General features: G+C 42.9%; 1 protein-coding gene (only partly in view). It reads left to right on the top strand.

Annotated features, from left to right (window positions below; all coding sequences use genetic code 11):
* Positions 1-13,530 carry the 3' portion of a non-ribosomal peptide synthase/polyketide synthase gene (locus ACQV1I_RS13835; RefSeq protein ID WP_116333941.1) on the top strand. 23,010 nt of this gene lie to the left of the window's left edge, so the window shows 13,530 of its 36,540 coding nt (coding positions 23,011-36,540); its start codon lies off the left edge, out of view; its stop codon occupies positions 13,528-13,530.

The raw sequence follows: 13,530 nt of genomic DNA, 5'->3' as shown, positions 1-13,530 counted from the left end.
AGACGTATTTCCTTAGACGAGGAAGCTTCCTATCATCAAGACAGATCAAATCTAGATGTGCTGGGCAGTTCTAATGATTTGGCTTATGTCATCTATACGTCTGGGTCGACAGGTAAACCAAAAGGGGTTATGCTTCAGCATCAGTCGGTCGTGAACTTGATCCAAGGTATCACAGATCGAATTGATTTTGTCCAAGGAAAGTCCCTATTGTCTGTTACCACTATCTCGTTTGATATCTTCGTATTAGAAACGTTCCTGACATTAAGTAAAGGGGTAAGAGTCGTTCTGGCTAGTGAGGATCAACAAACAGATCCACAAGCATTGAGTGATGTGATCGTAGAACAACAAATCGATATGATTCAAATGACACCATCTCGTATGCAGATGCTGCTATCGTCTAACCATCTCGAGTGCTTACAACAGCTACATGTAATCATGCTAGGGGGAGAAGCACTACCTGCTTCCTTGCTGGAGATGTTGCGTAAGAATACATCAGCCCGTCTATACAATATGTATGGACCAACGGAAACCACTGTATGGTCGTCAGTCGCAGATGTGACAGGTGAAGAACAAATAACAATCGGTAAGCCGCTTGTAAATACCCGCTTCTATCTGTTAAGTGCTGAGGGTCAAGCTCAACCAATCGGGGTTGCAGGGGAGCTGTGCATCGCTGGTGAAGGACTGGCAAGAGGTTACTGGAATCGTCCTGAGCTTACGGAAGAAATGTTTGTTGAGAACCCACTTGTACCAGGAGAGAGAATTTATAAAACAGGAGATTTGGCCAAATGGCTTCCAGATGGGACGATCGAGTATCTAGGGCGGATTGACCATCAGGTAAAAATTAGAGGCCATCGAATCGAGCTTGGTGAAGTAGAGACACAGCTATTACAAGTAGGCTCGGTGCAGGAGGCAGTGGTAATCGCACGTGGAGATCAAGAGGGGCAGCAGCAGTTATGCGCTTATTTCGTAGCTGAGCAACAACTGACTGTCCATGATCTAAAAGCTCAATTGTCTCAGGGACTACCAAGCTATATGGTTCCGTCTTATTTCGTTCAACTGGAACAAATGCCACTTACACCAAATGGCAAGATTGATCGAAAGGCACTTCCTGCCCCAGAAGGCGGCATACTCACTGGATCAGAATACGTGGCACCTCGTACATGGATGGAAGCAAAGCTGGTGCAAATTTGGCAAGAGGTACTAGGATTAGAAACGATCGGCATAAGAGATAACTTCTTTGAAATCGGAGGGCATTCCTTACGAGCAACGAACTTGGTAGCGAAGATTTATAAAGAAATAAATAAAAATCTTCCTCTTCGGGATGCATTCCAATACCCGACTATAGAGCAAATGGCCAAAGTAATAGAAGGAATGGAACAAAGTACGTATACCTCGATTCCAGTTATTGAGGAAAGGGATTTCTATCCTGTATCCTCTGCCCAGAAACGCTTATACATTTTAAGTCAGTTCACAGGTGGCGAAATTAGCTACAATATGCCAGACATTGTGATGATCGAAGGCTCGTTGGATCGACAGCGGGTGGAGGAAGCCTTCCAAAAACTGATCGAACGTCACGATACTTTACGAACCAGCTTTGAAATGGTCAATGGAGAACCGGTACAACGAGTTCATCAGAGTGTTGACTTCACCATATCGTATGTGCAAGCAAGTCTTGAAGAAGCGGAAGAACTTGTACGTGGATTTATTCGCGAATTTGACTTGCAAAAAGCACCATTGCTACGTGTTGGTCTGATTGAAACAGAACCTAATCGCCATCTCTTACTATTTGATATGCACCATATCATTTCTGATGGAGTTTCCATGGGCATTCTAATTCAAGAATTTGCCCGACTATATGCTAAAGAAGAGCTATCACCGCTTCGCATCCAATACAAGGATTATGCTGCATGGCAACAAGCGGGAGTTAACAGTGAGCAAATGAAACAGCAGGAAGCATATTGGCTGGATGCATTCCGCGGAGAAATTCCTGTACTAGATCTGCCTACTGATTATGTTCGACCAGCTTTACAAAGCTTTGCTGGTGAAACCATTGAATTTGTAATAGAGGAAAATGACAGAGAAGGCCTAAAGAAACTTGCAGCCCAAACTGGTTCTACCTTGCACATGGTTATGCTTGCAGCCTATACAACGCTCTTGCATAAATATACTGGCCAAGAGGATGTAATCGTTGGAACTCCGATTGCTGGAAGACCACATGCTGATCTTGAGGATATGATTGGTGTATTCCTGAATACCTTAGCACTTCGCAACTATCCGTCTAAAGACAAATTCTTCTATGAATATCTGCAAGAAGTGAAGGTAAGTGCTCTCAAAGCATATGAGAATCAGGATTATCCGTTTGAAGAATTGGTAGAAAAGCTGAAAGTAAGCCGAGATTTAAGTCGAAATCCTCTGTTTGACACAATGTTTGAATTTATCAATTTGGAGCAAGGCGCGCTAGAGATGGAAGGTTTACGTGTTCAGCCTTATCCAAGTGAAAATACTGTGGCTAAATTCGATTTAACACTAGAAGCAATTGAGAGAGAAGAAGGCATCGTATGCACTTTGGAATACGCTACGTCTCTGTTCAAGAGAGAAACTGTGGAGCGTATCGCGGGGCATTTCAAACAAATTATTTCTGCTATTGTCCAGAATCCACAAGCTACGCTAGAGTCTCTAGAAATGATTACTTCGATAGAAAAAGGGACAATTTTAGAGGCATTTAATGCTACAAATATTGATTATGCACGTGAGAAAACGATCCATCTCTTATTTGAAGAGCAAGTGGAACGTACTCCAGATCAAGTAGCAGTTGTACATGAGGGCGATCAAGTAACCTATCGCGAACTCAACGAGCGAGCGAATCAATTAGCCCGAACATTGAGAGCTGAAGGCGTTCAAGCCGATCAGTTAGTCGGTATTATGGTTGATCGATCTGTGGAAATGATGGTTGGAATCCTGGGAATTCTCAAAGCTGGCGGTGCGTATGTGCCAATTGATCCGGAATATCCAGAAGAGCGTATCAGTTATATGCTGGAGGATGCTGAGGCAAAACTTTTGGTCATGCAGAGTCATTTAGTAGAGCGAGTATCCTTTACTGGAAAACTCGTAATGCTAGATGATCCAGATACCTATCATCAGGATGGAACGAATCTACAAACAGCATCAACTCCCGACCATCTTGCTTATGTCATCTATACATCAGGAACGACAGGTAAACCTAAAGGTGTCATGATCGAGCACAAGCAGGTTACTTCAATCGCTGCTGCTTGGAACAAAGCATACCGATTAGAAGAGGATTCTGTCAGATTGTTGCAATGGGCAAGTTTTTCATTTGACGTATTTACTGGGGATTATGTTCGAGCTTTGTTACATGGTGGAAAATTAGTGATTTGCCCGAGTCAGTCCAGATTAGATCCTGTTCGTATTTATGGATTGATGAAAGAGTATGGAATCACAATTTTTGAATCTACACCAGCCATCGTTATTCCACTGATGGAGTATGTGTATGAAAACAGCTTGGACATTCGTTCTTTGAAAACGTTAATTGTAGGGTCAGATCAATGTCCGTCAGATGCCTTTGCTCAACTGGTGAGCAGATTTGGTTCACAAATGCGGATTTTAAATAGCTATGGTGTAACGGAAGCATGCATTGATTCGAGTTATTTTGAACAAGTAATTACCGTGCCCGCAATAAGCTTACCTATTGGTAAACCGTTGCCTAACGTAAAAATGTACGTTTTAAATGAGAACCATGCTATTTTGCCGATAGGTGTGCTAGGTGAACTGTATATAGGCGGAAACGGAGTAGGGCGAGGATATTTAAACCGTCCAGAACTGACGGCAGAAAAATTCGTGGATAACCCGTTTGTTTCGGGAGAGAAAATGTACAGAACCGGGGATTTGGCAAGATGGTTGTCGGATGGAAACATTGAGTATGTTGGCCGGATTGACCACCAAGTAAAAATTCGTGGTAATCGGATTGAACTAGGTGAAGTCGAAACCAAGCTCTTACAGACACCATTCATGCAAGAGGCTATAGTGGTTGCTAAAGAAAATGAGGCTGGGGTTAAACAATTGTGCGCTTATTTTGTAGCGACCAAGGCACTGACCTTAAGCGAACTTCGAAGCACATTATCTCAAGAATTGCCTGGGTACATGATTCCGACCTACTTTGTTCAATTGGATGAAATGCCACTTACACCAAACGGTAAAATTGACCGCAAGGCTTTACCTGCCCCAGAAGGAAGCGTGCAAACAGGTGCAGATTACGTAGCTCCGCGTACATCGATTGAAAAGACGCTTGTGTCTATCTGGCAAGCAGTACTAGGAACGGATGCGATAGGGATCATGGATAAATTCTTTGATCTTGGTGGTGACTCTATTAAATCTATCCAGGTTTCATCACGCTTGTTCCAAGCAGGCTATAAGTTGGAGATGAAGGACTTGTTCCAATATCCAACCATTGCCGAATTGAGCAAACGTGTTCAATCGATTACGAGAATGGCGGATCAAGGTGAAGTGGTAGGCGAAGTGGAATTAACACCGATTCAGCGTTGGTTCTTTGAGCAAGCGTACACAGAACAACATCACTATAACCAGTCGGTTATGTTGTTTAAAGAACAAGGCTTTGATGAAGGAGCACTTCGCAAGGTGATGCAAAAGATTGCTGAGCACCATGATGTAGTGCGGACCGTGTATACACCAACGGAAAACGGATATAAAGCAAGGAACCGTGGTATTGAGGAAGGCGAACTGTACAGCTTAGAGGTAGTTGATTTCCGAGATGTATCCGATGGTGCGAAAGCGGTTGAGGCAAAAGCAAGTGAAATGCAAAGAAGCATTGACATAAGCGAAGGACCACTTATGAAGCTTGGTTTGTTCCATTGCACGAATGGTGATCATTTGTTGATCATTCTTCACCACTTAGTAGTAGATGGCGTCTCATGGCGCATTCTATTCGAAGATATTGCGACTGGATATGAGCAAGCGCAAAACGGAGAGGAAATTTGCTTCCCGCACAAAACAGATTCATTCCAGATGTGGGCTCACCAATTGGCTCTTTATGCTAATTCAGATGCGATTGATCGGGAATGCGAGTATTGGCAACAGCTTGAACAAATTCCGAAAACTCCGTTGCCAAAAGATAATGTCCAAGCTACTTCGATCATGAAAGACAGCCAGTCTATTATGGTGCATTGGACGGCAGAGGAAACCGAGCAACTGCTGAAACAAGCTAATCGTGCTTACAAGACAGAAGTAAACGATTTGTTGCTCACAGCACTTGGCATGGCTATACATTCTTGGACTGGAATCGAACAAATCCATGTGAACCTGGAAGGTCATGGTCGGGAGTCTATCATTTCAGACATGGATATCACCCGAACGGTAGGCTGGTTTACAAGTCAATATCCAGTAGTTCTCGAGATACATGAAGGAAAACATGTTTCCCAGCAAATCAAGAGTGTTAAAGAAGGACTTCGCCACATTCCTCAAAAGGGAATCGGTTATGGTATTCATAGATATTTGTCTGAGCGAAACGAGAGTATATCTTTTATAGAGCCAGAGATCAGCTTTAACTATCTAGGGCAGTTTGACCAAGACTTGCAAAACAATGATATTCAGCTATCTCCATATGCGAGTGGGGCAGAGACCAGTCCAAATGCATCTATGCCGTTTACACTTGACATGAATGGTTTGATCTCCGAAGGTGCTTTAACAATTGAAATGAATTACAGTGGCAAAGAGTACCAGAGGGAAACGATGGAGCAGCTAGCTGAATTGCTACAAGCAAGTCTCCGTGAAGTAGTAACACACTGCGTAGCCAAGGAACGTCCTGAATTAACACCAAGTGATGTCTTGTTACGTGGACTGACTGTTGGGGAACTTGAACAGATCGTCGAACAGACCAGCCGTGTAGGCGAAGTTGAAAATATTTATGCAATGACACCTATGCAAAAGGGAATGTGGTTCCATAGCTTAATGGACCCGCAGTCTGGTGCTTATTTTGAACAAACGACGTTTGACATCAGTGGAAACTTCCATGCAGAGATCTTTGAAACTAGCTTACGTATGCTGTTCCAAAGACATGAAATATTTAGAACGAATTTCTACAATGGATGGAAAGAACAGCCGCTACAAGTCGTCTATCGAGAAAAAGATAGCTCTCTTCACTATGAAGATTTGATGGCGATGCATGTGGAAGAGCGAAATGCTTACGTCAATTCCTTTATCAAGAAAGACAGGGAAACAGGGTTTGACTTAAGTCAAGATGCATTGATGCGTGTTTCTGTTCTTCGGATAGGAAAAGAAGATTACAAAATTATCTGGAGTTCCCACCATATTTTAATGGATGGCTGGTGCTTATCTTTAGTTGCATCAGAAGTGTTTGAATGCTACTTTGCCATTCTGCAACATAGAGCACCACAATTGGCTGAAGTCTCGCCATATAGTGCCTATATTGAATGGCTGGAACGCCAAGACAGTAGGGAAGCTTCTAGCTACTGGAGCACTTATTTGGCAGGTTACGATCAACAAACGATGGTTCCAAAAGCGAAGTCGCCAGTCAAAGAAGCTGAGCAAATATTTAGGACGAGCTTCTGCGATGTAAATAAAGAACTGACGGCACAAATGAACACACTAGCAAGACAACATCAGGTGACAATCAATACATTAATGCAGACCGTTTGGGGCATGATGCTTCAAAAGTACAATGGAACTGATGATGTGGTCTTTGGAAGTGTAGTTTCTGGTAGACCAGCGGACATTCGAGACGTTGAGAACATGATCGGTTTGTTTATCAATACAATTCCTGTACGTATCCATTGTGAGGGAACCATTTCTTTCTCTGAGCTATTAAAGCAAAATCAAGAAAAAGCCTTAGCATCTCATGCATATGACACACATCCACTATACGAGATTCAGGCTCTGACAGAACAAAAACAGGATTTGATTAACCATATCATGGTGTTTGAAAACTATCCTGTTGAAGAGCAGATGGAGCAGGTAGGAAAAGATGACGAAACGGCATTTGAGGTTACGAACGTCAAGATGGTAGAACAAACCAACTATGACTTTAATCTCATTGTCATTCCTGGTGAAGAGATTAGAATTCACGTTGAGTACAATGCCGCTATGTATGATCAAGCGGGTGTTGAGAGGATTCTGGGGCATTTTGTTCATGTTATGCAGCAGGTGATTAATAACCCAGCCATTGCTGTAAACACGGTGGAATTAGTAACGCATCAAGAAAAAGAGCAGATCGTTGAGGAATTCAACCATACAGCAGTTGCTTATCCACAGGAGTACATGATTCATCAATTGTTTGAGCAGCAAGCAAAACTCACACCAGCTCAATTGGCGATTGTATATCAAGATAAGCAAATAACCTATCTTGAATTAAATGAACGGGCAAATCAACTAGCGAGAACATTGCGAATGAAAGGTGTACATGCTGATCAATTGGTGGCCATTATGGCTGAACGCTCTACAGAAATGATCGTCGGCATGCTAGGAATCTTGAAGGCTGGCGGTGCATATGTACCGATTGACCCAGAATACCCAGAGGACCGGATCCGCTACATGCTAGAGGATGCAGGTGCGAAGTTGGTAGTTACGCAACAACATTTGCAAGAGTATCTTTCCTTCTTTGCTACTGATAGGCTTGTGCTTCTAGATGATTCTGCGAGTTATCAGGAAGAGAGCTCTAATTTGGAGCCAATCCATGGACAAAACGACTTGGCCTATGTCATCTATACCTCAGGAACAACTGGCAAGCCTAAAGGTGTTATGGTCGAACACACAAGTATTGCTAATACGATTCATTGGAAAGCAAATGCATATGGGTTTACGCGAAACGACCGCGTGCTGATGGTTACTCCATTTGTTTTCGATCCATTCCTTACACACTTATTTGGTCCATTAATATCTGGCTCAACGGTGTATTTGTTACCGGATGGAGAAAGCAAGGACCCTGTAGCTATTAAAAATGCTATTACAGAGCAAAGTATTACTCATCTGCAAAGCTCACCTAGTTTCTTATGGAGTATTGTGGATACGATGAGTCCAAAAGATCTGAAGTCTGTAAAAAATATCGTAGTTGGGGGAGAAAAGATCGTTTCGGCGCTAGTTAACAGAGTGATGGAAATGAATCCACACATTGAGATCTGCAATGAATACGGTCCAACAGAAAGCAGTGTAGTCACTACTTCTCTATCGATTACGAATGCAGAGCAGGAGCTTTCTATCGGATGCCCGATAGCAAATAAACAGGTCTATATCGTCGGTGCTCACAATCAGCTTCAGCCAATTGGGGTAGCAGGAGAGCTATGCATTGCGGGAAGTGGTTTAGCTAGAGGATACTTGCATCTTCCAGACCTTACAGCGGAGAAGTTCGTAGATAATCCGTTTGTAGCCGGTGAACGGATGTATAGAACAGGTGACTTGGCTAGATGGCTACCTAATGGCAAGATCGAATATGTAGGTCGTATGGATCATCAGGTGAAAATCCGCGGTTATCGGATTGAGCTTGGTGAGGTAGAAGCACAGATAATGAACGTAGCACCGATTCAGGAAGCCATCGTCATTGTAAAAGAGGGAGAGGCTGGACAAAATCAGCTGTGCGCCTACTTTGTTTCTGAAGATCAGCTGAAGGTAAGTGAACTTAAAAAAGCATTGAGCCAGGTCCTGCCTGAATTCATGGTTCCATCTTACTTTGTACAATTGGAGCAAATGCCTCTGACTCCAAATGGAAAAATTGATCGAAAAGCGTTGCCTGAGCCTGAAGAAAGCATTCAAACCGGAACCGAGTATGTCGCACCTCGAACAGCAGTGGAAGCAACATTGGCATCGATTTGGCAAGAAGTGCTTGGTCTCTCAACCGTTGGAGTGAAAGAGAATTTCTTTGATGTGGGAGGACATTCGTTACGTGCAACCACTTTAGTTGCCAAGATTCACAAAGAGATGGATGTTGCTGTACCACTAAGGGACATTTTCAAATATCCGACGATTGAACAGCTGGCTCAACTGATAGCTAGCATGGAGCAAATCACATACGCCTCGATTCCTGTTATAGAGGAAAGAGAGTACTACTTGGTTTCTTCCGCTCAAAAGAGACTGTACATTCTGAGCCATCTTGAAGGCGGAGAGCTTAGTTACAATATGCCAGGCATTATGATGGTAGAGGGCTCGTTAGATAAGGAACGTGTAGAAGCGGCGTTCCAAAGATTGACGCAGCGACATGAGTCATTACGTACAGGCTTTGAACTCGTCAATGGGGAACCTATGCAACGAGTACACGATGGAGTGTCATTTAAGCTGGAGTATTGGGAAACCAGTCTTGAAGAAGCAGAACCGATTATTGAAGGGTTCGTACGTTCGTTTGATCTCAAGCAGGCTCCATTATTGCGGGTGGGCTTACTTGCAGTCGATGTGAATCAATATATCTTGCTATTTGATATGCATCATATTATCTCTGACGGCGTTTCCATGGGCGTTCTGATGCAAGAATTTGTCCAGCTGTATCGGGGAGAAGAGCTATCGCCACTACGAATCCAATACAAGGATTATGCAGCTTGGCAGCAAGCAGGTATTCACAGCGAGTGGATGAGCAAGCAGGAAGCATATTGGATGGATGTCTTTGCGGGTGAAATCCCTGTTTTAGACATGCCAATTGATTATCAACGACCTGCATCCAGAAGCTTTGAGGGAGAAGCCGTCGAATTCGTAATTAACAAACAGAGAAGCGAAGGTTTGAAAAAACTAGCAGCCGACAATGAGTCTACCTTGTATATGGTGTTGCTTGCCGTTTATACAACACTGCTTTCTAAACAAAGCGGCCAGGAAGATATTATTGTAGGTACGCCGATTGCAGCAAGGCCGCACGCTGATCTTGAGTCTATCATCGGAATGTTCGTCAACACATTAGCCATTCGTAATTACCCAGAAGCTGATAAGTCCTTCTTGGCTTACTTGCAAGAGGTCAAAGACAGTTCGTTACAAGCTTTTGAAAATCAGGATTATCCATTTGAAGAACTAGTTGAGAAGCTCGATGTGAAACGGGATTTAAGCCGTAACCCGCTGTTTGACACAATGTTTGTGTTGCAAAACACGGAGCAAGGAGATCTGTTCATAGAAGGCTTGCAACTAAAACCTTACGGGGAACAACCAGTAGTAGCTAAGTTTGATTTGACTTTAAATGCAGAAGAGCTTGAAGACAGCATCGTTTGCAGCTTTGATTTTGCAAGCTCCCTGTACAAGCGCGAAACAATAGAACGACTGGTCGAACATTTCATGCAAGTGATCGATTCTGTTCTTGGAAATCCAGAGGAACAGCTTTCCTCCATTGAGATGATTACGTCGAATGAAAAAACTACAATTCTTGAGACATTTAATGATTCACAGGCTGATTATCCACGCGAGAAGGCAATTCATCAGCTATTTGAAGAGCAGGTAGCACTTGTGCCAGATCATATCGCGGTTGTATACGAGGGGGAACAGCTTTCTTATCGTGAACTAAACGAGAAGGCAAACCGACTTGCAAGATCATTAGTAGCTCAAGGTGTTCAAGCAGATGGGTTAGTAGGTATTATGGCTGAACGATCTTTGGATATGGTTGTGGGAATGCTTGCTATCTTAAAAGCAGGGGGAGCCTATGTACCGATTGATCCGGAGTATCCAGAAGAACGGATTGCCTATATGCTGGAGGATTCAAATGTGAATCTGTTATTGTTGCAGTCACATTTACTAGGACGCGTAGCTTTTGATAATAAAGTTATATTACTAGATGACGAACAATCCTATCAGACAGATCATTCTAATTTGGAACTGCGATCTGGACCAAGGCATCTAGCATACGTGATCTATACGTCAGGGACAACAGGTAAGCCAAAAGGCACCTTGATCGAACATAAGAACGTGGTTCGTCTGTTATTTAACAGCAAAAACTTGTTTGATTTTACTAATTCTGATACATGGACGTTATTCCATTCGTTCTGCTTTGATTTCTCCGTGTGGGAAATGTACGGAGCACTTTTATACGGTGGGAAATTGGTTATTGTGCCTCCGTTAACAGCCAAGAGTCCGAAGCAATTCCTTCAGCTGCTTCAGGATCAGCAAGTGACGATATTAAATCAAACACCAACTTATTTCTATCAATTGCTTCAGGAAGAAGCGAATGATAATAGAAAAGAGTTGGCCATACGAAATGTGATTTTCGGTGGAGAAGCGTTAAGTCCAGCCTTATTGAAAGATTGGAAGGCAAAGTACCCACAAATCAAGCTAATCAACATGTATGGAATAACAGAAACCACAGTACATGTCACGTACAAGGAAATTACAGAAGCAGAAATCTCTCAAGCGAAAAGTAATATCGGTAAAACAATACCAACCTTATCAGCTTACATTCTAGATGAACATTTGCGTCTGCAACCTGTAGGAGTTAAGGGAGAATTGTATATTGCTGGTGAGGGATTAGCCCGAGGCTACTTAAACCGTCCTGAGTTGACGAATGATCGATTTGTTTCTAATCCTTTTGTACCTGGTGAGCGCATGTATAAGACCGGGGATCTAGCGAGATGGCTTGCAGATGGCAATATTGAGTATTTAGGCCGAATTGATCATCAAGTAAAAATTCGTGGCTATCGTATCGAACTTGGAGAAGTGGAAACTCAGCTTCTAAACATCGAATCTGTGCAAGAGGCGATCGTGATAGCACATGAAGACCAAAGTGGCGAAAAATACCTATGCTCCTACTTTGTGGCAGATAGTGAGCTGACCGTAAGCGAGCTAAGAAGAGCATTATCGCAACAGTTGCCTGACTACATGATTCCAGCTTATTTCGTTCAATTGGAGCGGATGCCACTAACCGCAAACGGTAAACTAGATCGAAAAGCGTTACCAACACCAGAGGAAAGTCTGAAGACTGGAAGAGAATACGTTGCGCCTAGGACCCAGGTGGAAGAGAAGCTAGCCCAAATTTGGCAGGAAGTACTAGGACTATCCCAAGTAGGTATCACGGAGAATTTCTTCGAGATCGGAGGACATTCATTACGTGCTACGACCCTAGTTGCCAAAATACATCAGGCATTAGACACAAGCATTACACTCAGAGATGTATTCCAAATTCCGACGATTGAGCAGATGGCTGATCGAATTGCCAATACAGAGAAACACGCTTATATATCCATTCCTCTTGCAGAAGAAAAAGACTACTATCCAGTGTCTTCCGCCCAAAAACGTCTCTATATTTTGAGTCACGTTGAAGGTGGAGAGCTTAGCTATAATATGCCGGGTGTAATGACAATAGAAGGTCAGTTGGATTGGATGAAGCTAGAGACAGCATTCCGTCAATTGATTGATCGTCATGAGACATTACGCACAGGCTTTGAAATGGTAGATGGAGAGGTAGTTCAACGGATATCTAAAGACGTTGAGTTTACAGTAGAGAAAATCCAAGCGAGAGAAGAAGAAGTGGATGCACACATTAACGGTTTTGTGCGGAAATTTGATCTTCAACACGCACCGTTGATTAGAGTTGGCCTTATCGAAATAGAGCCAGATCGCCATATCTTGCTCTATGACATGCACCATATCATTTCTGATGGTGTTTCGATGAATATCCTAATGCAAGAAGTAACCGAACTGTATGAAGGCAAGGAATTGTCCCCATTGCGACTTCAGTACAAGGATTATGCGGTTTGGCAGCAGCAACGAGCCAAGAGCGAACTCTATGAACAACAAGAGAACTATTGGTTTGGTGAGTTCTTTGGTCCATTACCTGTCTTGGATTTAATGATTGCTTATCCGAGACCTGCGGTACGTAGTTTTGAAGGTGCCGAGTATGAATTTGTAATTGACCGTGCTTTGGCAGACCAAGTAAACCAATTGGCTGAAAATAGCGGAAGCACATTATACATGCTTCTCATGGCTACCTACACGATCTTGCTTTCTAAGTACAGCGGACAAGAGGATATCATTGTTGGTACCCCTGTAGCTGGAAGACTCTCGGCGGAATTGGAACCACTTATCGGTATGTTTGTTAACACGCTCGCAATCCGTAACTATCCGCAGAAGGATAAGACATTCCACGGATACCTAGAAGAAGTGAAAGAGCGTACGTTACAAGCATTTGAGAACCAAGAGTATCCTTTAGAGGAACTGGTGGAAAAACTGAATGTGAAGCGGGATGCAAGCAGAAATCCACTCTTTGACACAATGTTTGTCATGCAAAATACAGAGAATCAGGAGGCAACCATTGGATCGTTATCCGTTACTCCTTATGTGCAGGACCATACTGTAGCTAAATTTGACTTAACATTGTCAATGAGCACAGAAGAGGGAGAGATCAGAGGAGCATTCGAATATTGCACAAAACTTTTCAATAAAAACATGATTGAACAGTTAGCAAATGATTTCGTGCGGATACTATCAGAGGTTATTAGCACTCCAGACAAAAAGCTAGGGGAATTCGATTTAGTAGAGAATTCAGCTAGTAATCATGACCTAGTAGAATCCATTTCGTTTGATTTCTAA

This window comes from Brevibacillus sp. JB24b (genome assembly GCF_051713385.1).
Classification (GTDB): Bacteria; Bacillota; Bacilli; order Brevibacillales; family Brevibacillaceae; genus Brevibacillus_B; species Brevibacillus_B laterosporus.
Note: the sequence above shows the minus strand (reverse complement) of the source record. Positions and strands in the feature narration are given on the sequence as shown.